Below are 20413 nucleotides of genomic sequence, written 5' to 3'. Positions count from 1 at the left end.
GCCATCGACGACTCTCTCGGCAAACCTGGTGACGGGGTCCGAGACACAGGTCGGTCTGCGGTTCGTGACGAGCTCTTCGACGAAGGACGGCCTCAACCGGGTGCACCTCCACCTGACCAGCACGGACCAGGCCGAGATGGACGGAACGATCACGAGAGCGCTCGAGCTCGGCGGGAGTCACCTCGACGTCGGTCAGCTGCCGGAGGAGGGACACGTCGTCCTCTCCGACCCTGAGGGCAATGAGCTCTGTGTCATCCCGCCGGGCAGCACGTTCCTCGCCGGATGCGGCTTCCTCGGCGAGCTGGCCTGCGAAGGCAGTCGGGAGGTCGGCCTGTTCTGGTCCGCCGCACTGGACTGGCCGTTGGTCTGGGACCAGGACGGGGAGACGGCGGTCCAGTCGCCACGCGGCGGCACCAAGATCGCCTGGGGAGGACCCCCGGTCGCGCCGAAGCGCGGCCGGAACCGGCAACGTCTCGACCTCGTCTCCTACGGAGACATCAAGGCCGAGGTCGATCGCCTGGTGGCATTGGGAGCATCTCTTGGCGGCGATGCCGACGGGGCGGTCGAGCTGACCGACCCCGACGGCAACGAGTTCCGCCTGCTCAGCGGCTGACGCTGTGTGCAGGACGTCAGTCCTGCTTGCGCTCCTGCTTCTTGGCCTCGGTCAGATCGCTCAGGATCTCGGCGTCCTTGCGGGCCTCGGCAGCGGCTTCCTTCGACTCGCGAGCATCGGCCAGCTCGGCCTTGGCCTCGCGACGGGCAGCGGCCTTCTTGGCCTCGGCTTCCGCCGCGACGCGCTTCTTGCGCTCCTCGACGGTCTCGGTGCGGCTCGCGGCCTTCTTGTCGGCGGCAGCCTTCTTGGCGGCCGCAGTCTTCTGGGCGGACTCTGCGGCGCGCTGCTTGCCCTGCACCTCGGTCTGCTTGGCTTCCGCGACACCGGAAGCGGCGCGCTCGGCGGCCGCCTCACGCTTCTCCGCGGCTTCCCGCAGGCCCGTCTCGGCGGCGTCGCGCGCCGCCTGGCGGCGGGACTCGGCCCGCTTCTCGAGATGAGCAGCCTTGGCGAGCTTGTCCGACCGCTCGATCCGGTCGGTGCCGCGGTCGACGATCTCGTCGTTGCGGAGGATGGTGCCGGCGAGCTTGTCGGCCGAGCCGATCGCGCGATCCACCGCCGTACGGGGCAGCGAGCTCTCGGGCAGGCGGCTGGTGAGGCCGCGGTCGATGGCGGTGAGCGGCAGTCGCGCCAGCTCGTACGGGAGGGCGATGAGGGTGCTGATCATGGTCATCCTTCGGTCGGGGCGTCGGCGCGCAGCTGCGCAGCCTGACGTTCGGCAATGTCGGCCTCGCGTTCAAGGCGCTCGCGGTCGGCAGCGGCTTGCTGCTCGGTGGTCCTGGCGTCGGCGGCGAGCATCTCCGACTCGCGGAGGCCGGCCTCGGCGACGGCGTCGGCCTCCTGCTCCGCCGACTGGCGTCCGATCGCCTCCTGCTGGGCCGCGTCGCGCTCGGCGGCGGCGCGCTCTTCTGCTCGCTCGCGGTCGACAGCGCGCTGGGCGACGTCGGCGCGGTCGTCCGCTGCCTGCTTCTCGGCGGCGGCCTCGTGATTGGTCTCGCGAAGCTCGTCGGCGGCCTGCTGGCGCTTGGCGTCCGCGATCGCCTCGTCGGCCACCGCAGCCTTGCGCTGCTTGGACTCGGCCTGCTGGAGCTGACCCTCTTCGACGAGCTCGTCGTTGCCGGTGACGGCACCGGCGACCTCCTTGGCCTTGCCGGCGACGCTGTCGAACAGTCCCTCGCGGGCTTCTGCTGCTGTGTCTACTTCGTCTTGGCTCATGCGGTGAAGGTGCCCTCCCCTGGGGCGACCTACACCCCCAGGACGGTGTGACATCGGCCTCAAAGCCCGGAATCCCGGGCGTGCTCACCGGACCAGCGCGCGCCGGAGATAGGGGGCCGTCACGCTCGCCGGGACGTCGAGGAGGTCGGCGGGCGTCGCCGCCGCGACGATCGTGCCGCCCCGGTCACCACCTCCGGGGCCGAGCTCGATGACCCAGTCGGCAGCAGCGACGACCTGCATGTCGTGCTCCACCACGACGACGGTGTCCCCGGCGTCGGTGAGCCGACCGAGCACGCGCACGAGGTCGCGTACGTTGACCGGGTGCAGGCCGCCGGTCGGCTCGTCCAGCACGAACAGCGTGCCCTCGCGGCGGGGGCGCTGCAGCTCGGTGGCCAGCTTGATGCGCTGCGCCTCGCCGCCGGACAGCTCGGTCGCCGGCTGACCCAGGGTCAGGTAGCCCAGCCCGACGTCCAGGAGGGTCACGAGGGAGCGGTGCACCGCGGGCACGTCGGCGAAGAAGTCCGCAGCCTCCTGCACCGTCATCGCGAGCACCTGCCCGATGTCGCGGTCGTGATACGTCACCTCGAGGGTCTCGGGGTTGTAGCGGGTGCCACGACAGGTCGGGCAGGTCGAGTAGCTCGTCGGCAGGAAGACCAGCTCGATCGCGATGAAGCCCTCGCCCTCGCACGTCGGGCAGCGACCGGCCGGCACGTTGAACGAGAAACGCCCCGCCTGCCACCCGCGCTCCTGCGCTTCGGGGGTCGCCGCGAACAACCGCCGTACGGCGTCGAACAGTCCGGTGTAGGTCGCCAGGTTAGAGCGCGGCGAGCGGCCGATGGGTCGCTGGTCGATCGAGATGATCCGCTGCGGGTCGCCCGTCGTGCCCGCTTGCTCCTCGAGTCGCTCCAGGATGGCGGCGAGCAACGACGACTTGCCCGCGCCCGATACGCCGGTGACGGCCGTCATCACACCGATCGGCAGGGACACGCTGACATCGCGCAGGTTGTTGATCGACAGGTGGTCGAGCTCGCGCCAGGCGATCGGTTCGCGTGCCGCGAGCTCGGGCACCGGCGCCCGGTCGAACATGAATTCTGCGGTCGCCGACTCGGCGGCGTCAGCCAGGGTTTCCGGCGGCCCGCTGTGGACGACGTGGCCACCGAGCACCCCGGCGCTCGGGCCCACGTCGACCACCCAGTCGGCGTTGCGCGCGATCGAGAGGTCGTGCTCGACCACGAACAGCGAGTTGCCGGACGAGACCAGCTCACGCAGCGCGGCGTACAGCGCCTCGGAGTCGGCCGGGTGGAGGCCGGCGGACGGCTCGTCGAGGACGTACAGGACGCCGAAGAGACCGGCCCGCAGCTGACCCGCGAGTCGTACGCGCTGCAGCTCGCCGGCCGAGAGGGCGGTGCTGGGCCGGTCCATCGACAGGTAGCCGAGCCCGAGAGCGATGATCGACTCGACGCGCGCCGAGAAGTCCTTGACGAGGGAACGCGCGGCGGTCGCCGCCGCCGCACCGTGGCGATCGGTCCCGCGGGCCTGGTCCGCCAGGCCGGTGTCGAGCAGCGTGCACACCTCGGAAAGCGGCATCGAGGCCATGGTGGCGATGTCCACCCCGGCGAACGTGATCGCGAGCGCTGCGGGCCGCAGCCGCTTTCCACCACACGTCGGGCACGGCCCTTCGGCGATGAACGCCTCGAGCTTCTCGCGCTGCGCCGGCGACTGCGTCTTGGCGAGGTTGCGCAGCAGGTACTTCTCGGCCGACGACCAGTGACCGTGATAGGCGCTGGCCTCGCCCTGCTTGTTGCCCTGCAGGAGCATCCGCGGCTCCTCGTCGGTGAACAGCAGCCAGTCGCGATCGGCCTGTGGCAGCGTGTGCCACGGAGCGTGGATGTCCATCCCGAGCTTGGTGACCATGCGACGGACGTTGAGGCCGACCCATGCCTTGTTGGCCCACACGCCGATCGCACCTTCGTCGATCGACAACGTCGGGTCCGGCACGAGCAGCGCCTCGGTGGTGCGTCGCGCGACTCCGCTGCCGTGACACGTCGGGCACGCGCCGACGGCGGTGTTCGGCGAGAACGCGGACGCCGGCAGGTGATCGGCGCCGGGCGGGTAGGTCCCGGCACGGCTGTAGAGCAGGCGCAGCACGTCCGACAGCGAGCTCAACGTCCCCAAGGTCGAGCGCGAGCTCGACGCGCCGCGCGCCTGCTGCAGCGCCACCGCCGGAGGCAGCCCGTCCATCGTGTCCAGGGCTGGGGCGCCGACCTGCGACAGGAGCCGGCGGGCATACGGCGCCACCGACTCGAAGAATCGGCGCTGCGACTCGGCGAACACCGTCCCGAACGCGAGCGACGACTTGCCCGATCCCGAGACACCGGTGAACGCGACGAAGCAGTCGCGCGGCAGGTCGACGTCGACGTCGCGCAAATTGTGCTCGCGCGCTCCCCGGACCCGGATCCACCCCGACGAGCCGTCCGGGAGCGGGGTGCCGTTCAGGTCTGTCTCGGGGCTGGTTGGCATCGACTCAACCTAGTCGCAGCTGCGGACAGGCGCCCTTCGACGAGAAGCTTGGGCGGCGGCGGAAATTCCGGCAGCGACGACAGCCGGCCGTCGGGAGATGCTACGTCGGCGAGCCCATCGCGAGTGGGAGAACCCTTGCCATATGGCCCGGCCCCGCTGGGGGACGATCCTCATCGATGGGTTCCGCGGGCGGTAGGGACCAAAGACCTCGACTGCGTGGCCCACCGAGACGGGGACTCTGGGTCAGCCACAGCGGGCGGCCCGATCGTCGTCGTGCAAAAGAGAAAACCCCCGATATCACTAGAATCCCAGTGAAGATCGGGGGTCTTCATCGTGCGGTGGCGGTGGGATTTGAACCCACGGTGGGTTTGAGCCCACACATCATTTCGAGTGATGCACCTTCGGCCGCTCGGACACGCCACCGCGGAGTACCTTACCGGACCCTCGGAGACCGGACGAACCCGCGTCCCGGGGCAGAATGGCCGCGTGAGCACGCCCCCGATCGATGACCTGCTCGCCCGCGCTGCCGGGCTGGCAAGGCCTGGCGCACGGCCGGTCCTCGGCATCTGTGGTGCACCAGGCGCGGGCAAGACCACGCTGGCCGAAGCGCTGGTCGGGCGGCTCCGCGCCAGCGGGGTCGCGGTGGCCCACGTCCCGATGGACGGCTTCCACCTGGCGGATGCTGCGCTCGCCGAGCGCGGCACCCTCGACCGCAAGGGAGCGATCGAGACGTTCGACGCCCGCGGCTACCTCGCCCTGCTGCAGCGCCTTCGGACCGACGTGGAGCACGAGGTCCTCGCCCCCGACTTCGAACGCACGTTGGAGCAGCCGATCGCCGGCGCCATCACCGTACGACCGCAGGACCGGCTCGTCGTGACCGAGGGCAACTACCTGCTCGACGAGGAGGAGCCGTGGCCCGCGATCCGCGCAGAGCTCGCGGAGTGCTGGTTCGTCGACGTGCCGGACGACGTCCGGGTCGAACGACTGGTGCAGCGCCACGTCGAGTTCGGCAAGGCCCCCGACGAGGCCCGGCGATGGGTCGAGACCGTCGACGAGACCAACGCCCGACGGGTCGTCGCCCAGCGCGAGGCGGCCGACCTGATCATCACGTCCTGACGGTGTGCGTTGGGCACGGTGGGGTATGCCTTGGGCATGAAGCTTCTACGCAGCGCTGCAGCCATCGGGATCGCCAAGAAGGTCTACACCGAGGCTCGCAAGCCCGAGAACCAGGCCAAGATCAAGTCAGCGGTCGACAAGGCGAAAGCCAGGCGCGCCAACAAGCCGCGCTGACCCGCTTGGTCAGGACTGGGGCTGCGAGATCGACAGGAACGTGTCGCTGAACAGGTCGATGTCGTCAGACGGTCCGCGACCGGTGCCGGCACCCTTGAGCAGGCTGACGAGCTCGCCCGCCGCGCGGTCGATGCGCTGGCCGAGCGCGTTGGTGCCGTCCGTGCCCCAGTCGTACGGGGACGCGAAGACGCCGGTCGGCACGATCAGCGCCTGCAGGTAGGCGAACAGCGGGCGCAGCGCGTGGTCGATCGCGAGCGAGTGGCGGGCCGTGCCGCCGGTTGCCGCGAGCAGCACCGGCTTGCCGATCAGCGCGTCGGCGTCGAGCACGTCGACGAACGACTTGAACAGGCCGGGATAGGACGCCTTGAAGATCGGCGTCACGGCGATCAGGCCGTCGGCTGCGACGACCTTGTCGATCGCGTCCTGCAGGCGCGGCGGCGCGAACCCGGTCAGCGTCGCGTCCGTGATGTCGTGCGCCAGCTCGCGCAGCGACACGACCTCGACCGACACGTCACCGGACTGCCGCTCGGCGGACTCGACCAGCCGGTCCGCGAGCATCCGCGTCGTCGACGGGTCGCTCAGACCGGCCGAGATGGCGACGATCCTCGTCATGCATTCACCTCTTCAATGGCTTCCTCAGAGTCAACCGCCGGGACCGCCGCGGCATTCCGCGCAGCGACGCGAGCGGCGTGCGTCGGGGCATCAGGTACGTTCGCCGGCCGGCGCGCGTCGAACCCTGCGCGCAGGTCGGGCAGCACCTCGCCGAGCAGGTCGAGCTGCTCGAGGACGATCTTGAGCGGCAGGCCGGCGTGGTCGACGAGGAACAGCTGGCGCTGGTAGTCGCCGAAGTAGTCCGCGAACGCCAGGGTCTTCTCGAGGAACTCCTGCGGGCTGCCCACCGTCAGCGGGGTCTGCGCCGTGAAGTCCTCGAGCGACGGCCCGTGGCCGTAGACCGGGGCGTTGTCGAAGTACGGCCGAAACTCCCTCACCGCGTCCTGGCTGTTCTTGCGGATGAAGAACTGACCGCCGAGGCCGACGATCGCCTGCTCGGGCTCGCCGTGCCCGTAGTGCTGGTAGCGCTGCCGGTAGAAGTTGATCAGCCGGATGTAGTGCTCCTTGGGCCAGAAGATGTTGTTGGCGAAGTAGCCGTCGCCGTAGTAGGCCGCGAGCTCGGCGACCTCAGGCGTACGGATGCTGCCGTGCCACACAAACGGCGGCACGTCGTCCAGCGGCCGCGGCGTCGCGGTGAAGCCCTGCAACGGCGTGCGGAACTGGCCCTGCCAGTCGACGACCTCCTCGTCCCACAGGCGGCGCAGGAGCTGATAGTGCTCGATCGTCAGCTCGACGGCCTTGCTGCCGTCGTAGCCGAACCACGGGTAGACCGGGGCGGTGTTGCCACGACCGAGCATGAGGTCCATCCGACCGTCGGCGAGGTGCTGCAGCGTCGCGTAGTCCTCGGCGATCTTGACCGGGTCGTTCGTCGTGATCAGCGTCGTGGACGTCGAGAGGATCAGCTTCTCGGTCTGCGCGGCGATGTACGCCAGCGTGGTCGTCGGGGACGACGGCACGAACGGCGGGTTGTGGTGCTCGCCGGTCGCGAACACGTCGAGGCCGATCTCCTCGGCCTTCTTGGCGATCGTGACGGTGTTCTTGATGCGCTCGTGCTCGGTCTGAATCGTGCCGTTCACGGGGTCGGGAGTGACGTCACCGACCGTGAAGAGTCCGAACTGCATGCTGGTCATCTGAAAATCTCCTTCGCCAGGACCGTCCGTGGTCCTGTTGAATGTTCAACTAGATTAGCACGTCGACTATTCCTCGACACCGACCGGACCGCCGCTTACTTTCGAGACTCGAGCCTCCTCGAGCCGGGCCAGGATCGTCTCGACCGTCTCATCGACCGTCAGGTCCGACGAGTCGACCCACAGCCCGACCCTCGGCGTCTCGTCGCGCAGCCCGGCGTCGAGGGCTTCCGGTGTCCAGGCGCCGTATCCGGTCTTGGCCCGTCCAGCCTCGCGCCGGGCGACCTCCGCCACTGACGGCGCGAGCACGACCACGTGCACGTCAGCCACGGCTGCCAGTTCCGCGACGATGTCGCCCAGCACCGGACCGAGGATGACATCTTGGTAGACCACGGTGAAGCCCGCGGCGACATAGCGAGCGGCGGCCGCAACCGCGAGGTCGTACCGCAGCCGTAGCTGCTCGGCTGCCGCGGCCTCCAGGTCCTCGCTGATCTCGACCCGCCCGTTGACGATCATCCGGCGGAAGACGTCGCCTCTCAGGTGGACGCTCGCCGGGAGGCGCTCGGCCAGCGCCTGGGCGACGGTCGACTTCCCGGCGGCCATGATGCCGGTGACGACGATGACGCCGGGCTGATCAGCCATGGTTCACTTTCCCTCTCGATCCTTCGCTTCGCGTATGCATCGATTCCCACGCGCAGGGGCGGCGCTACACCCGCTTCTGCCACGCACCCTCGTAGCCGATCGCGCGGAATCCCATGGCTTCGTTGACGTCGAGCATCGGCCGGTTCTCCTCGGCGTTCCACGTCACGATGGCCTCGAGCTGCGGTGCGTGCTCGAGGAGCAGGTCCGCGGTGGCGATCTTGACCAGGGTTCCCAGCCGGCGCCCGCGATGGTCCCGCAGGATCAACGTGTCCTCCTGCGTCGCGACGGACAAGCCGTCGGACACGAGGAGCTCGGAGTAGCCGACCAGGGTCCCGGACGCCACGTGCTCCACCGCCGCGGTGAGGACCGTGCGGCCGCTCTCGGCGATCCGCGCATCGTTCTCGCGCACGCGCTCGGCGTCCCACTCGTCGACCGGCGTCACCAGTCCGCCGGACGGCGCGTCGGTGCTCATCCGCGTACGCATCTCGGCCAGGTCGCCGACCCAGCGGTCCGGGGTGGCCCCGATCCAGCTGACGACACGGTAGGCGTCGCCGGCTGCCGCCACGGCGGCGTCGCGCAGCGGCCGGATGCGGTCGGCGAGGCCGTCGGTGTCGAGCAGGCTGATGCGGCTGATCTGCTCCAGGGCGTAGCCGTGGGAGGAGAGGAACCTGACCCCGTCGTCGTCGGCCGGCAGGTCGCCGAAGCCCGTCGGCGCAGCGACTCGCTCACCACCCGCCGCGGCCCTGTGCGGCAGGACCACCTTGAGCACCGATGCGCCGGTGTCGAGCGCGACCTGCTCGACCCGCTCGAGCAGCGCCGACCCCAGCCCTGCCCGGCGATGCTCGGGGAGGATGTCGGTCATCAGGTGGACGCCGGACTCCGGGCTCTGCGGCCTCGAGGTGACGATGCCCCGGCCGATGATCACGCCGTCTTGCCACACCGCGAAGTGCCTGCGGACCCGGTGCGGGTTGTCGCGATACTCCGACCACACGTCGGGCAGCGGCATCTCCAGCAAGTCGGTCCCCAGCGCGTACGACTCCACGGCGTTGCGGACCGTGACGTACTCCTCGAAGACGTCCCACCCCGGTCCCCCGATCGTCGCCGGGACCTGGATCTCCTCGATCGTGAAGCCGATGCCGCTCACCCTTTCCTGTGGTCTGCGAAGAACTGCTGGAGCATGGCGGTCGACTCCGACGCGAGCACCCCGCTCACGACCTCCGGGCGATGGTTGAGCCGGCGGTCGCGGACCACGTCCCACAGCGAGCCGACCGCGCCGGCCTTGTCGTCGAACGCCCCGAACACCAGTCGCTCCAGGCGCGCGGCGACGATCGCGCCGGCGCACATGGTGCAGGGCTCGAGCGTCACGACGAGCGTGCAGCCCTCGAGCCGCCACTCCCCCCGTACGCCTGCCGCCTCGCGGATGGCCACGATCTCGGCATGCCCCGTCGGGTCCCCGTCGCGCTCCCGGGTGTTGCGCCCCCGGCCGATGACGATGCCGTCGGGATCGACGACGACAGCCCCCACAGGCACGTCCCCGTCGGCCAGGGCGGACTCCGCAAGGAGCAGCGCCTGCTCCATCTCGTGTTGGTACGTCACCCGATGACGGCCTCGAACTCTTCACCGAAGCCGAGCCGGTCCGCGACATCGCGCAGGATGTCCTCGGGATAGAGGTCGTCGTCGTCGCACAGCACGCCGAGATCCATCGCCGGCATCCCGAGATCGCTCAACAGCTCGAGGTCGCCGGCGGCCTGGGGCTCGTCGTCGTCGCCGGGATTCGGCAGGTCGAGCAGGTCGGCCACCCCCACCGCGAGAGGCCAGTCGACCACGGCCGTCAGGTCGGACAGCATCGCGCGCACCTCGGTGCCCGAGCGGCGCAGGATCACGAAGAAGTCGTCGCTCATCGAGACCAGTCCCAGGACCCCGACGTCGGAGGGGAACCGGGCCAGCGCGAGGCTCAGCTCCTCGATGTCCTCGCCGAGGCTCGGCTTGAGCTCGACGACCTGCCACTCGCCCTCGTCCCGGTAGGCGGCGACGGCGAAGTCGACATCGTCTTCGGCCATGCTGCACCTCCTGTCGGACGGGCTCCCTTGCGATGGTGACAGACGTCCGCCACGCACCGCTAGTCTGCTGACATGCAGGTACACGTCGCCGACCACCCGTTGATCTCGCACAAGCTGACGGTGCTGCGCGACGAGAGGACCGACTCCCCGACGTTCCGGCGCCTCGCCGACGAGCTCGTGACGCTGCTGGCGTACGAGGCCACCCGCGACGTGCGCGTCGAGGAGGTCGACGTCATGACGCCGGTCGCCCCGGCCACGGGCGTACGCCTGTCGGACCCGCCGCCGCTCGTCGTGCCGATCCTGCGCGCCGGGCTCGGCATGCTCGAGGGCATGCAACGGCTCTTGCCGACGGCCGAGGTCGGCTTCCTCGGCATGGTGCGCAACGAGGAGACGCTCGAGGCCGTGACGTACGCCGAGCGGCTGCCCGACGACCTCACGGGGCGCCAGTGCTACGTCCTGGACCCGATGCTCGCGACCGGAGGCACGCTGGCCGCGGCCATCGAGTTCCTGGTCAGCCGCGGGGCCGACGACATCACGGCGATCACCCTGCTGGCAGCACCCGAGGGCATCGCACGGCTGGAGTCAGAGCTCGCGGCGATCGACGTGCCGGTCACCCTCGTGACGGCCGGCCTCGACGAGAAGCTCAACGAGCTCGGCTACATCGTCCCGGGCCTCGGCGACGCCGGCGACCGCCTGTACGGCGTCGTGGGTTGAGCTTCGCCGCGAAGGCTCAGCGGTAGATCCCGAAGATGAAGATCGCGACAACGGCGATCCCCAGGACGAGGAAGATGACGGCCTTGCTGCCCGTCGACTCCTTGTCGTCCGGCCGGTCGTACTCGAACTTGTCCACGGGTCCTCCAAAGGATCGGGTCGTCCTGTTCAACGAATGGCGCACACGGGCGTCACGACGGAGCGCTCAGAGCTCCCGGAGGATGTCCTCGACCCGCTCCTTGGCGTCGCCGAACAGCATCTGGGCGTTGTCACGGAAGAACAGCGGGTTCTGCACCCCGGCATAGCCCGCGGCCATCGACCGCTTGAACACCACGACGTCGTCGGCCTCCCACACCCGCAGCACCGGCATGCCGGCGATCGGGCTGGACGGGTCCTCGGTCGCGGCCGGGTTGACGGTGTCGTTCGCGCCGATCACCAGCACGACCGACGTTCCGTCGAAGTCGTCGTTGATCTCGTCCATCTCTAGCACGATGTCGTACGGGACCTTGGCCTCGGCTAGCAGCACGTTCATGTGGCCGGGGAGCCGGCCCGCGACGGGATGGATGCCGAAACGGGTCTCGACGCCGCGCTCGCGCAGCTTCTTGACCAGGTCGGCGACGGGGTACTGCGCCTGCGCGACCGCCATGCCGTACCCGGGAGTGATCACGACGCTCGAGGCGTTCTTGAGCAGCTCGGCGGTGTCCGCGGCGGTGACCTCGCGGTGGTCGCCGTAGTCGGTGTCGTCGGCGGGCCCGGCCTCGATGCCGAAGCCGCCGGCGATGACCGAGATGAACGACCGGTTCATCGCCTGGCACATGATGTACGACAGGTAGGCGCCTGACGACCCGACCAGCGCGCCGGTCACGATCAGGGCGTCGTTGTTGAGCAAGAAGCCGGATGCCGCGGCGGCCCAGCCGGAGTACGAGTTGAGCATCGACACGACGACCGGCATGTCACCGCCACCGATCGAGGCGACCAGGTGCCAGCCGAGCGCCAGGGCGACGACCGTGACGGCGACCAGCAGCCACAGGGCGGGATCGATCACGAACCACGCGGTCAGGGCCACGAACAGCGCCAGGGCCCCGAGATTGATGTAGTTCTTGCCCGGCAGCATCAACGGGCTCGACTTGATCCGCGCCGACAGCTTCAGGAACGCCACGATCGAGCCGGTGAACGTGACGGCGCCGATGAACACCCCGATGAACACCTCGGCGTTGTGGATGTCCTCCAGCGACTGGAGCGAGAACGACTCGTGCGCGAGGTAGCCGTTCCAGCCCACCAGAACGGCGGCGAGGCCGACGAACGAGTGCAGCAGCGCGATGAGCTCGGGCATGCCGGTCATCTCGACCACGCGCGCTCGCCACAGGCCGATGGCCGCGCCGATCACGACCGCGATCAGCAGCAGCACGACCGAGGTCGTGTCGGCCACGTCGGCGACCACGATGAACGTGGCGAAGAGCGCGATCACCATGCCGGAGATGCCGAACAGCACGCCCTGCGAGGCGGTCTCGTGCTTGGACAGCCCGGCGAGGGACAGGATGAACAGGAGGGCCGCGACGATGTACGCGGCGGTGGCGATGCTGACGGAGTCCATCGGGGATCAGCCCTTCGAGAACATGCTGAGCATGCGGCGGGTCACGGCGAATCCGCCGAAGACGTTGATGGAGGCGAGCAGGATCGCGACGAACGCCAGGATGCGGATGACCGTGGCGTTGTCGGCGTCGCCGTCGATCCCGACCTGCAGCATCGCCCCGACGACGATGATCCCGCTGATCGCGTTGGTCACGCTCATCAGCGGGGTGTGCAGGGCATGGTGCACCTTGCCGATGACGTAGTAGCCGACCACGATCGCCAGCGTCAGCACCGTGAAGTGCTCGGGCAGCGGCGCGGGTGCGTACGCGTTGACGAGGAACAACGCGAGGACGCCGAGCCCGATCAGGCCCAGCTTGCGACCCTGCGACATCGGTTCCTTCGCGGGCTTCGGCTCCGCCTTCTCCACCGGCGCTGCGGCCGGCGTCGCCGACACCTGGACGGGTGGCGGTGGCCACAGCGTCTCTCGATCGCGTACGACCGTGACGGTCCGCTGCACGACGTCGTCGAGGTCGAGGACCAGCTGGCCGTCCTTGCCTGGGGTGAGCAGCTTCATGAGGTTGACGAGGTTGGTGCCGTAGAGCTGCGACGCCTGCGTCGGGAGCCGGCCGGCCAGGTCGGTGTAGCCGATGATCGTGACGCCGTTGTCGGTCACGACCGCCTCGCCGGCGACCGTGCCCTCGACGTTGCCGCCGTTGGAGGCGGCCATGTCGACGATGACGCTGCCGGCCTTCATGGTCGCGACGTCCGCCGCCGTGATGAGGCGGGGTGCCGCGCGGCCCGGGATCAGCGCCGTCGTGATGATGATGTCGACGTCCGCGGCCTGCTCCGAGTAGATCTCGGCCGCGCGCCGGTCGTAGTCCTCCGAGGTCGCCTTGGCATAGCCGTCGGTGCTCTGCTCGGTCTCGACGTCGACCGCGAGGTACTCGCCACCGAGCGAGGCGACCTGGTCGGCGACCTCGGCGCGTGGGTCCGTCGCTCGGACGATCGCGCCCATGCTGTTGGCGGTGCCGATCGCGGCAAGACCGGCGACGCCGACGCCGGCGACGAGCACCTTGGCCGGCGGCACCTTGCCGGCAGCGGTGATCTGGCCGGTGAAGAACCGGCCGAAGACGTGCGCCGCCTCCACGACGGCGCGGTAGCCGGCGATGTTGGCCATCGAGCTGAGCACGTCCATCGACTGCGCGCGCGAGATGCGGGGCACGGCGTCCATCGCCAGCACCGTGATCGGTCGTTGCGCCAGCGCCTCGACGAGGTCGGGGTTGAGCGCGGGGCTGATGATGCTGATGAGGGTGGCTCCGTCAGCGAGCCGGCCGATCTCGTCGGTGGACGGGGCGTTCACCTTGAACACGATGGCGCTGCGCCACACCTCGTCACCGGGTGCGATCGTCGCGCCGGCCTCGGCGTACGCCTCGTCGGTGAACGAGGCCTTTGCTCCGGCGCCCACCTCGATCGTCACGGCGTACCCGAGATCGATCAGCTGGCGTACGGTGGCCGGTGTCGCCGCGACCCGGGTCTCGCCCGGGCTCGACTCGGCGACCACCCCGATGACCGACGCCGGTGGGCTCTCCTGCTGTCCCTCGCTCATTCGGCGAACGTTATCTGTTCGTAACCCGCCTCGACCACCCTGTGAGACTCGCGTCTCACTGGTTGGGTATGGCTCACGCGTCCCAGATGTACTGCGCGATGCCCCAGCCGATCCCCGCAGCGACCCAGGCGTACTGCAGTACTGCTCGAGCGATCTGTCGAGGAACCGTCCGGGACCACTGCTCCCTCGCCAGGACCCGCGGCAGGAACTTGAGCACGTACGAGGCGACGTGGATCAACCCGAAGGCGAAGAGGCCGAGGCCGAGCAGGCGCAACAGGACAGATTCGCCGTCGAGCGCCAGCTCCCATCCGTAGAGCAGCTCGAAGGCCGCCCGCCCGACCTCCAGCAGGACGAGCCTGGGGTGGTTCCATAGAGCCTGACCAAAGGTCTCGGGAGGCTCATCAGGTGCGGTGGTCCGCGCCGGACCTGGCTTGCGATGACTCCATGGAGTGGTGCCCGACAGCGCCTCGGTCTCCTCGGACGACCAATCGGTCTCGTGCTCGACCCACGGCCCGGTGCCGGTCTCGGGGCACGCAGCGTCGGCTGCGGCCCTCGTCTTGCGCGCCCGGTCAGGGAACCGCCGACCCTGCAGCACTGTGTCTGCGTCGACGTTGAGCTCGACCCGACCGTCCGGGTACTTGGCGTCGTACTCGATGACCCTCCGGCTTCTGCCGAGGACGCCCGAGACCTGAACACGTGCCGCCGCTCGGAGTGCCCCCGCCACCGGTTGCGTCGACATCCAGCAATGATGCCCTTCGACTCGGGCAAAGGAGGACGTTCCACAGATCAGCGCCCAGTCGCATCTGCGGGTACCGTCACCCCATGAGCGACGTGGTGTCTCCTCCCAGACGCAACAAGACCCAGCTCGTGCTCGTGCTGGCCCTCGTGGTCCTGCTCGTGGCGGCCGGCGTCGGCGCGTTCCTCGTCCTCCAGGGAGACGATGACCGCAACGACTCCTACCCCAAGGAGTGGGACGAGCGGATCAAGCCGTACGTCGAGATCGTCGAGGACAAGCGCGGCCTGTCGTTCGACCATCCGGTGAAGGTCCGCTTCCTCGACGCGAAGGCGTTCGAGAAGACCGTCCGGGCAGACAAGAAGGACCTCGACAAGGACGACCGCCAGGAGATCAAGGAGACCACCTCCCTGTTCCGGGCCTTCGGCCTGATCTCGGGCGACGTCGACCTCTTCGACGCCTTCGACGACGCGCGCGGCTCGGGCACGCTGGCGTACTATTCGTTCGACGACCGGACCATCACGGTGCGCGGCACGAAGCTCTCGCTGGCCACGCGGGGCACCTTGGTGCACGAGCTGACCCACGCGTTGCAGGACCAGAAGTTCGACATCGCCACCTCGACCAAGAAGCTCGCCAAGAAGGCCTCCGACGGCAAGGCGACCACCGAGGGCGACGCACTGCGCGCGATCGTCGAGGGGGACGCGGAACGCGTCGCCACCCTCTATCGCGCGTCGTTGGACAAGAAGGAGCGGGCCGCGCTCGACAAGGCCGAGTCGGCTGACACGAAGGGCTCCCAGGAGGAGCTCAAGGGCGTGCCGAAGGTCGTGACCACGCTGATCGGGGCTCCGTACGCCCTCGGTCAGGCCCTCACCGAGACGATCGCCGCCGATGACGACGACCGCGTCGACGAGCTGCTGGAGAACCCGCCACCCGACGACTCGATCCTGCTCGACCCGCTCAGGGCCTTGGACGACATCGACTCGACGAAGGTCAAGATCCCCAAGCCGGGCACGGGCGAGAAGAAGTTCGACTCCGGCCAGGTGGGGTCGCTGGTGACGTACCTGATGCTTGCCGAGCGCATCCCGCTGCGCGATGCGCTGGAGGCCGCCGACACGTGGCGAGGCGACGCCTACCTCGGCTTCAAGCGCAAGGACGTCCTGTGCGCGCGCGTTGCCTACGCCGCCAGCTCGCAGAAGGGCGCCGCACGCCTCACCTCCGCCTTCGAGGACTGGATCGCCGCCGAGGCCGGCTCGTCAGCGACCGTCTCGAGCGAGGGCAAGCGGGTCACGTTTGAGTCCTGCGATCCGGGCAAGGACGCCAAGCTGGGCAACGACGCCTCGGAGGATGCAATCCAGCTGGTCGGCACCCGCAGCTATCTGGGGGTCAGCGTCATCAAGGCCGGTGCCACGCCCAAGTCCGCGCGGTGCTTCTCGAACCGCGTGATCAACGAGTTCTCGATCGACGACCTCAACGACCCGGAGTTCGGCGCCAACGACCCGGCCTTGGTCAAGCGGGTCCAGGGCTTGGCCGCCGACTGCCGAGGTCAGTAGTACCAGGGGTACGGCGTGAAGTCCGGGTCGCGCTTCTCGAGGAAGGCGTCGCGGCCCTCCTGCGCCTCGTCCGTCATGTACGCCAGGCGCGTGGTCTCGCCGAGCAGGACCTGCTGTCCGACGAGGCCGTCGTCGATGAGGTTGAAGGAGTACTTCAGCATCCGCTGGGCCGTCGGTGACTTGGCGTTGATCTTGCGACCCCACTCGAGCGCCTCGGCCTCGAGCTCGGCGTGCGGGACGACCTTGTTGACCATGCCCATGCGGTGCGCATCGGCGGCGGAGTACTCGTCGCCCAGGAGGAAGATCTCGCGCGCGAACTTCTGGCCGACCTGGCGGGCGAGGTACGCCGAGCCGTAGCCACCGTCGAACGAACCGACGTCGGCATCGGTCTGCTTGAACCTCGCGTGCTCGGCCGACGCCAGCGTCAGGTCCGCGACGACGTGCAGGCTGTGCCCACCGCCGGCGGCCCAGCCCGGGACCACCGCGATCACGATCTTGGGCATGAAGCGGATCAGCCGCTGCACCTCGAGGATGTGCAGCCGAGCGAGCTTGGCCTTGTCGACCGACTCGGCCGAGTCACCCTCTGCGTACTGGTAGCCCGCCTTGCCGCGGATGCGCTGGTCACCGCCGGAGCAGAACGCCCATCCACCGTCCTTGGGCGACGGCCCGTTGCCGGTCAGCAGCACACACCCGACGTCGGACGACTGGCGCGCGTGCTCGAGGACGCGCAGCAGCTCGTCGACGGTCCCGGGCCGGAACGCGTTGCGCACCTCGGGACGGTCGAACGCGATCCGTACCGTGCCGTGGTCTGCCGCGCGGTGATAGGTGATGTCCTCGAGCTCCTCGAAGCCGGGGACCTCTCGCCAGGCGGAGGAGTCGAAGAGCTCGGAGACGGTCATGACGGCGAGGGTATCGCGCGACCTCGCCTCGATATCGTCGTGGCATGTCCGAGAACGAGCTCACCACGGTCCATGGCACGCCCGTCCTGGTCATGCCGCAGGACGGCCCGCCGCTCGACACCATCGAGGCCGCGACCGAGGTCGTCGGCGATGCCGCGTGGGGACCGGCCGAGATGGTGGCCATGCCGGCGGCGAGGCTCACCGACGACTTCTTCGAGCTCAAGACCGGTATGGCGGGCGAGGTCACGCAGAAGTTCGTGAACTATCGCCTGCGGCTCGCGATCGTCGGCGACATCGAGAGCCGCGTGGCCGAGAGCACCTCGCTCCGGGCATGGGTCACCGAGTCCAATCGTGGCCGCCAGCTGTGGTTCGTCCCGACCCTCGACGCACTGGCCGAGCGCCTCCAGCCCTGACCTCCCGCATGTGACATCGGCCATGGCGCATTTCGGATACCGACGGTATGTTGATGCGATGGCTGACAACTTCACCGGCAAAGTCGCGCTCGTCACCGGAGCCGCCCGCGGCATCGGCGCGGGCGTGGCGCGTGGTTTCGTCGATCGCGGGGGCAAGGTCGCGCTCGTGGGCCTCGAGCCCGCCCTGCTCGCCGAGCTGTCCGACGAGCTCGGCGACTCGGCCGCTTGGTGGGAGGCCGACGTGCGCGACTCCGCCGCCGTCGCCGCCGCCGTGGGTGCAGCCGCCGCCCACTTCGGACGCATCGACTTCGTGCTCGCCAACGCCGGCATCGCGTCGTACGGCACCGTGCGCCAGATCGAGGACGAGGCCTTCGAGCGCGTCGTCGACATCAACATCAACGGCGTCTTCCGCACGCTGAAGCACACGACCCCGCACCTCGCGGCGACCAACGGTTACGCCCTGGTCGTGGCGTCGCTCGCGTCGTTCACCGCGCTGGCCGGCCTGGCGTCGTACAACGCGAGCAAGGCCGGCGCGGAGTCGCTCGCCCTGGCGTACAAGCAGGAGGTCGCCCACCTCGGCATCGACGTCGGCATCTGCCACCCGTCCTGGATCGACACCGACATCGTCCGCAACGCCGAGAAGGACCTGCCGTCGTTCGCCGAGATCCGCACCAAGCTGCCCTACCCCGCCAACAGCACGACCAGCGTCGAGGAGTGCGTCGAGCTGATCCTGCAGGGCTTCGCGAAGCGCAAGAGCCGCGTGTACGTGCCCAAGGGCGTCCTGCTCGCCAGCTGGACCAAGGCACTGACCAACTCGCCCCTCGCCTGGCCGGTGCTCAAGCGCCTCGCGCGCAAGACCGTGCCGAAGCTCGAGAAAGAGGTCGAGGCGCTCGGGCGGTTCCACCACGCCCACGTGCCGGAGACCAAGCCGGCCGACTAGCGCGACTGGACCGACGCCGCCAGCGACACCATGTGGCCGAGCCGGGCCAGCTCGGACGCGAGGAACTCCGGTCCACCGTGACGGCCGACGACCACCACGAACCTGTCGCCCCCTCGGTCGCGGGCGGGTGATGCTGCCAGCACCATCGAGTCCCACTCCGGCACGTCGCGCAGCACCTTGGACGTACGGATCCCGAGCCATTCGGTCGCCTCGGCGACGAGCTTGGGGGCGGTCGACGAGGACGCCCTGACTGCCGCCTGGCCGTCGACCCGGTGCAGCGCCATCGCCCAGTCGGTGCGGAACGTCGCCGGGATGACCTCGACGAGCTGGTCGATCGCGTTCGCCGGGTCCTCGGTGAACCGCTCGACCGCCTCGAGATCCATGCTGAGGTTGGCGCCGGCGTTGTAGCGCGAGATCCAGGCGACCGTGACGTCCTCGAGCTGGTGGCAGGCCGTGATCAGCGCATCGGGCATGACCTGGGCCGGTAGCTCCAGCAGCACGTCGTCGACGACCCGGCCGTCCGCCCGCCGCTCCACGATCTCGATCGCCTCGATGTCGGCCCCGGCACCACCGAGCGCCGTGGCCAGTGCACCCAACGAGCCGGGCACGTCAGGTAGCTCGACGCGCAGCAGGAAGGCCATATGACCATTGTCACCGGCCCACATTGCCTAGGCGTTACGCGGGTAGCGTGGTGGCGTGAATCCCTCCTCCACCGTCCGCACCATCTTCCGTACCGTCGCGATCGCCGAGGCCCTGTCGTGGGCGCTGCTGCTCGCAGCGATGTTCTGCAAGTGGGTCCTCGAGTCCGAGCCGTTCGGCCTGCACGAGGGCGGCGTCCCGGTCGCCGGGCCGATCCACGGCGGGATCTTCATGCTGTACGTCGCGAGCTGCATCGTCGCCGCGATCGTCTTCAGGTGGAAGCCGGGCACCACCGTGCTCGCGCTGGCGTCCAGCATCCCGCCGTTCTTCACCTACTGGTTCGAGACCGTCGCCGATCGCAAGGGCCTGCTGAGCCGGCCTCAGCCGGCGGGCGCCACGTCGGCCCCGTAGCGCTCGACGCAGAACGCCTGCAGGCGCGCCGCCAGCCGGTCGAGCGTCGGAGCAGCGTGATGACCCCGCTCCCACGCGGCGAACAGCTCGATCCGCAATGGCCCGTCCCGGCCGATGATCTCCAACGGGTGCAGCCCGAACCTCGCGTCGTCCGAGACCACGGCTGCACCGCGACCCGCGGCGGCGAGGGCCTGTGCGACCTGCGGGTTGCTGCAGTCGACGACCGACCCGGGCGAGACCCCGGCCCGCTCCATCGCCCGGTCGAGGATCTGTCGAGGCTTGAACGCCGGCGTCAGCGCGAGGACCGTCTCCGTCGCGAGCTCCTTCAGGCGTACGGAGCCGCGGTCGCGCCAGTCGTGGTCGGCTCGGACGTACGCCCACACTGGCAGCACGGCGAGTGCGGTGCCGGCGAGGCGGGCCGGCGGCGGCTCGGTCGCGATCGCCAGGTCAGCACCGTGCTGGAGGGCGTCGAACGCCTCACGGGGATCGGACTCGATGACCGTGGGCATCGGGTCGTCCGGCCCGAGGGTGGCCAGGAACGGGGCGATGACGTCGGTCAGCGTCGTGGTCGGAGCGGCGATCGTGATCCGCTCGAGCCGGCCCGCTGCGTACGAACGGGCTGCACTGCGCGCCCCGTCGGCACGGCGCAGCACGTCCTGCGCGTGCGGCAGGAACTGCCGGCCCGCGGCGCTGAGCTGCAGCCGTCCAGCCGTGCGCACGAAGAGGTCGACCCCCAGCTCGGTCTCGAGCTGACGCACCTGTCGCGAGATGGCCGGCTGCGTCACGTGCACGACCTCGGCCGCCGCGCTGACCGACCCCGTCTCGGCGACCGCGACGAAGTAGCCGAGCGTCCGCAGTTCCAT

General features: G+C 69.5%; 23 protein-coding genes and 1 tRNA gene. 8 read left to right on the top strand and 16 right to left on the bottom strand.

Features of this window, described 5'->3' with window-relative positions; all coding sequences use genetic code 11:
• Positions 1-64 precede the first annotated feature (64 nt).
• Positions 65-613 carry a VOC family protein gene (locus AB0N22_RS13370; protein WP_364640899.1) on the top strand — a complete coding sequence of 183 codons (549 nt, stop codon included), beginning with the start codon at positions 65-67 and terminating at the stop codon, positions 611-613.
• Between the two features lie 16 nt (positions 614-629).
• On the opposite strand, the gene AB0N22_RS13365 is transcribed toward AB0N22_RS13370, so the two are convergent.
• The 4 genes from AB0N22_RS13365 to AB0N22_RS13350 form a co-directional block, all read right to left on the bottom strand.
• Positions 630-1277, bottom strand: a complete 648-nt coding sequence (locus AB0N22_RS13365) for a hypothetical protein (RefSeq protein ID WP_364640896.1) — start codon at positions 1275-1277, stop codon at positions 630-632.
• Positions 1278-1279: 2 nt separating this feature from the next.
• Positions 1280-1825 carry a hypothetical protein gene (locus tag AB0N22_RS13360; protein WP_364640893.1) on the bottom strand — a complete coding sequence of 182 codons (546 nt, stop codon included), beginning with the start codon at positions 1823-1825 and terminating at the stop codon, positions 1280-1282.
• Between the two features lie 84 nt (positions 1826-1909).
• Complete coding sequence (locus AB0N22_RS13355) at positions 1910-4345, bottom strand: excinuclease ABC subunit UvrA (RefSeq protein WP_364640890.1); 2436 nt, start codon at positions 4343-4345, stop codon at positions 1910-1912.
• A 336-nt stretch (positions 4346-4681) separates the two neighbouring features.
• A tRNA-Ser gene (locus AB0N22_RS13350) sits at positions 4682-4768 on the bottom strand.
• 63 nt (positions 4769-4831) lie between these two features.
• Here AB0N22_RS13350 and AB0N22_RS13345 point away from each other — a divergent pair.
• Entirely contained in the window at positions 4832-5461 is a 630-nt protein-coding gene (locus AB0N22_RS13345) for a nucleoside/nucleotide kinase family protein (RefSeq protein ID WP_364640887.1), read from the top strand.
• 36 nt (positions 5462-5497) lie between these two features.
• Positions 5498-5635: a hypothetical protein gene (locus AB0N22_RS13340; RefSeq protein WP_364640884.1), complete on the top strand. Its 138-nt coding sequence runs from the start codon at positions 5498-5500 to the stop codon at positions 5633-5635.
• A gap of 9 nt (positions 5636-5644) precedes the next feature.
• Here the strand turns inward: AB0N22_RS13340 and AB0N22_RS13335 are convergent, their stop codons facing one another.
• The 6 genes from AB0N22_RS13335 to AB0N22_RS13310 form a co-directional block, all read right to left on the bottom strand.
• On the bottom strand, positions 5645-6247 hold the full coding sequence (locus AB0N22_RS13335; RefSeq protein WP_364640882.1) for an FMN reductase: 603 nt from the start codon (positions 6245-6247) through the stop codon (positions 5645-5647).
• Complete coding sequence (locus AB0N22_RS13330) at positions 6244-7368, bottom strand: LLM class flavin-dependent oxidoreductase (RefSeq protein WP_364642754.1); 1125 nt, start codon at positions 7366-7368, stop codon at positions 6244-6246. Before AB0N22_RS13330 ends, AB0N22_RS13335 begins: the two co-directional genes overlap by 4 nt.
• 75 nt (positions 7369-7443) lie before the next feature.
• Complete coding sequence (locus tag AB0N22_RS13325; protein ID WP_364640879.1) at positions 7444-8016, bottom strand: AAA family ATPase; 573 nt, start codon at positions 8014-8016, stop codon at positions 7444-7446.
• A 64-nt stretch (positions 8017-8080) separates the two neighbouring features.
• Positions 8081-9160, bottom strand: a complete 1080-nt coding sequence (locus tag AB0N22_RS13320) for a GNAT family N-acetyltransferase (protein WP_364640876.1) — start codon at positions 9158-9160, stop codon at positions 8081-8083.
• Complete coding sequence (tadA, locus tag AB0N22_RS13315; protein ID WP_364642751.1) at positions 9157-9594, bottom strand: tRNA adenosine(34) deaminase TadA; 438 nt, start codon at positions 9592-9594, stop codon at positions 9157-9159. Before tadA ends, AB0N22_RS13320 begins: the two co-directional genes overlap by 4 nt.
• Before the next feature lie 14 nt (positions 9595-9608).
• The gene (locus AB0N22_RS13310; RefSeq protein WP_364640873.1) at positions 9609-10076 is read right to left on the bottom strand and encodes a tRNA adenosine deaminase-associated protein; all 468 of its coding nucleotides are present in this window, start codon (positions 10074-10076) and stop codon (positions 9609-9611) included.
• A 72-nt stretch (positions 10077-10148) separates the two neighbouring features.
• On the opposite strand from AB0N22_RS13310, the gene upp reads away from it, so the two are divergent.
• On the top strand, positions 10149-10790 hold the full coding sequence (gene upp / locus AB0N22_RS13305; protein WP_364640871.1) for a uracil phosphoribosyltransferase: 642 nt from the start codon (positions 10149-10151) through the stop codon (positions 10788-10790).
• A 202-nt stretch (positions 10791-10992) separates the two neighbouring features.
• Here the strand turns inward: upp and pntB are convergent, their stop codons facing one another.
• The 3 genes from pntB to AB0N22_RS13290 all read right to left on the bottom strand — a co-directional run bounded on the left by pntB (position 10993) and on the right by AB0N22_RS13290 (position 14704).
• Positions 10993-12381 carry a Re/Si-specific NAD(P)(+) transhydrogenase subunit beta gene (gene pntB, locus AB0N22_RS13300; protein ID WP_364640868.1) on the bottom strand — a complete coding sequence of 463 codons (1389 nt, stop codon included), beginning with the start codon at positions 12379-12381 and terminating at the stop codon, positions 10993-10995.
• A gap of 6 nt (positions 12382-12387) precedes the next feature.
• Positions 12388-13965 carry a Re/Si-specific NAD(P)(+) transhydrogenase subunit alpha gene (locus AB0N22_RS13295; protein WP_364640865.1) on the bottom strand — a complete coding sequence of 526 codons (1578 nt, stop codon included), beginning with the start codon at positions 13963-13965 and terminating at the stop codon, positions 12388-12390.
• A 73-nt stretch (positions 13966-14038) separates the two neighbouring features.
• Positions 14039-14704 (bottom strand): hypothetical protein, encoded by a 666-nt coding sequence (locus AB0N22_RS13290; RefSeq protein ID WP_364640862.1) that lies wholly within the window; start codon positions 14702-14704, stop codon positions 14039-14041.
• Between the two features lie 83 nt (positions 14705-14787).
• Between AB0N22_RS13290 and AB0N22_RS13285 the strand changes: the two genes are divergently transcribed.
• Positions 14788-16248, top strand: coding sequence for a hypothetical protein (locus tag AB0N22_RS13285; protein ID WP_364640859.1), 1461 nt, complete (start codon positions 14788-14790; stop codon positions 16246-16248).
• Here the strand turns inward: AB0N22_RS13285 and AB0N22_RS13280 are convergent.
• Positions 16242-17147, bottom strand: coding sequence for a 1,4-dihydroxy-2-naphthoyl-CoA synthase (locus tag AB0N22_RS13280; RefSeq protein ID WP_364640856.1), 906 nt, complete (start codon positions 17145-17147; stop codon positions 16242-16244). The genes AB0N22_RS13285 and AB0N22_RS13280 overlap by 7 nt on opposite strands.
• Before the next feature lie 44 nt (positions 17148-17191).
• Between AB0N22_RS13280 and AB0N22_RS13275 the strand changes: the two genes are divergently transcribed.
• Entirely contained in the window at positions 17192-17560 is a 369-nt protein-coding gene (locus tag AB0N22_RS13275; RefSeq protein WP_364640853.1) for a DUF4180 domain-containing protein, read from the top strand.
• Between the two features lie 58 nt (positions 17561-17618).
• Positions 17619-18500, top strand: a complete 882-nt coding sequence (locus AB0N22_RS13270; protein ID WP_364640850.1) for an SDR family oxidoreductase — start codon at positions 17619-17621, stop codon at positions 18498-18500.
• Here AB0N22_RS13270 and AB0N22_RS13265 read toward each other — a convergent pair.
• Positions 18497-19141 (bottom strand): amino acid-binding protein, encoded by a 645-nt coding sequence (locus AB0N22_RS13265; RefSeq protein WP_364640847.1) that lies wholly within the window; start codon positions 19139-19141, stop codon positions 18497-18499. The genes AB0N22_RS13270 and AB0N22_RS13265 overlap by 4 nt on opposite strands.
• Positions 19142-19196: 55 nt before the next feature.
• On the opposite strand from AB0N22_RS13265, the gene AB0N22_RS13260 reads away from it, so the two are divergent.
• Positions 19197-19550: a DUF3817 domain-containing protein gene (locus AB0N22_RS13260; RefSeq protein ID WP_364640844.1), complete on the top strand. Its 354-nt coding sequence runs from the start codon at positions 19197-19199 to the stop codon at positions 19548-19550.
• Here the strand turns inward: AB0N22_RS13260 and AB0N22_RS13255 are convergent.
• Positions 19520-20413, bottom strand: coding sequence for a LysR family transcriptional regulator (locus AB0N22_RS13255; RefSeq protein WP_364640841.1), 894 nt, complete (start codon positions 20411-20413; stop codon positions 19520-19522). The two genes, AB0N22_RS13260 and AB0N22_RS13255, sit on opposite strands and share 31 nt — an antisense overlap.

It is taken from the genome of Aeromicrobium sp. NPDC092404, assembly GCF_040684095.1.
Classification (GTDB): Bacteria; Actinomycetota; Actinomycetes; order Propionibacteriales; family Nocardioidaceae; genus Aeromicrobium.
Note: the sequence above shows the minus strand (reverse complement) of the source record. Positions and strands in the feature narration are given on the sequence as shown.

Bases quoted from the DNA above. Each gene is read 5' to 3' on its own strand.
- AB0N22_RS13365 (WP_364640896.1), bottom strand. From the start codon at position 1,277: ATGATCAGCACCCTCATCGCCCTCCCGTACGAGCTGGCGCGACTGCCG.
- AB0N22_RS13360 (WP_364640893.1), bottom strand. From the start codon at position 1,825: ATGAGCCAAGACGAAGTAGACACAGCAGCAGAAGCCCGCGAGGGACTG.
- AB0N22_RS13355 (WP_364640890.1), bottom strand. From the start codon at position 4,345: ATGCCAACCAGCCCCGAGACAGACCTGAACGGCACCCCGCTCCCGGAC.
- AB0N22_RS13340 (WP_364640884.1), top strand. From the start codon at position 5,498: ATGAAGCTTCTACGCAGCGCTGCAGCCATCGGGATCGCCAAGAAGGTC.
- AB0N22_RS13335 (WP_364640882.1), bottom strand. From the start codon at position 6,247: ATGACGAGGATCGTCGCCATCTCGGCCGGTCTGAGCGACCCGTCGACG.
- AB0N22_RS13330 (WP_364642754.1), bottom strand. From the start codon at position 7,368: ATGCAGTTCGGACTCTTCACGGTCGGTGACGTCACTCCCGACCCCGTG.
- AB0N22_RS13325 (WP_364640879.1), bottom strand. From the start codon at position 8,016: ATGGCTGATCAGCCCGGCGTCATCGTCGTCACCGGCATCATGGCCGCC.
- tadA (WP_364642751.1), bottom strand. From the start codon at position 9,594: ATGGAGCAGGCGCTGCTCCTTGCGGAGTCCGCCCTGGCCGACGGGGAC.
- AB0N22_RS13310 (WP_364640873.1), bottom strand. From the start codon at position 10,076: ATGGCCGAAGACGATGTCGACTTCGCCGTCGCCGCCTACCGGGACGAG.
- upp (WP_364640871.1), top strand. From the start codon at position 10,149: ATGCAGGTACACGTCGCCGACCACCCGTTGATCTCGCACAAGCTGACG.
- pntB (WP_364640868.1), bottom strand. From the start codon at position 12,381: ATGGACTCCGTCAGCATCGCCACCGCCGCGTACATCGTCGCGGCCCTC.
- AB0N22_RS13295 (WP_364640865.1), bottom strand. From the start codon at position 13,965: ATGAGCGAGGGACAGCAGGAGAGCCCACCGGCGTCGGTCATCGGGGTG.
- AB0N22_RS13290 (WP_364640862.1), bottom strand. From the start codon at position 14,704: ATGTCGACGCAACCGGTGGCGGGGGCACTCCGAGCGGCGGCACGTGTT.
- AB0N22_RS13285 (WP_364640859.1), top strand. From the start codon at position 14,788: ATGAGCGACGTGGTGTCTCCTCCCAGACGCAACAAGACCCAGCTCGTG.
- AB0N22_RS13280 (WP_364640856.1), bottom strand. From the start codon at position 17,147: ATGACCGTCTCCGAGCTCTTCGACTCCTCCGCCTGGCGAGAGGTCCCC.
- AB0N22_RS13275 (WP_364640853.1), top strand. From the start codon at position 17,192: ATGTCCGAGAACGAGCTCACCACGGTCCATGGCACGCCCGTCCTGGTC.
- AB0N22_RS13270 (WP_364640850.1), top strand. From the start codon at position 17,619: ATGGCTGACAACTTCACCGGCAAAGTCGCGCTCGTCACCGGAGCCGCC.
- AB0N22_RS13265 (WP_364640847.1), bottom strand. From the start codon at position 19,141: ATGGCCTTCCTGCTGCGCGTCGAGCTACCTGACGTGCCCGGCTCGTTG.
- AB0N22_RS13255 (WP_364640841.1), bottom strand. From the start codon at position 20,413: ATGGAACTGCGGACGCTCGGCTACTTCGTCGCGGTCGCCGAGACGGGG.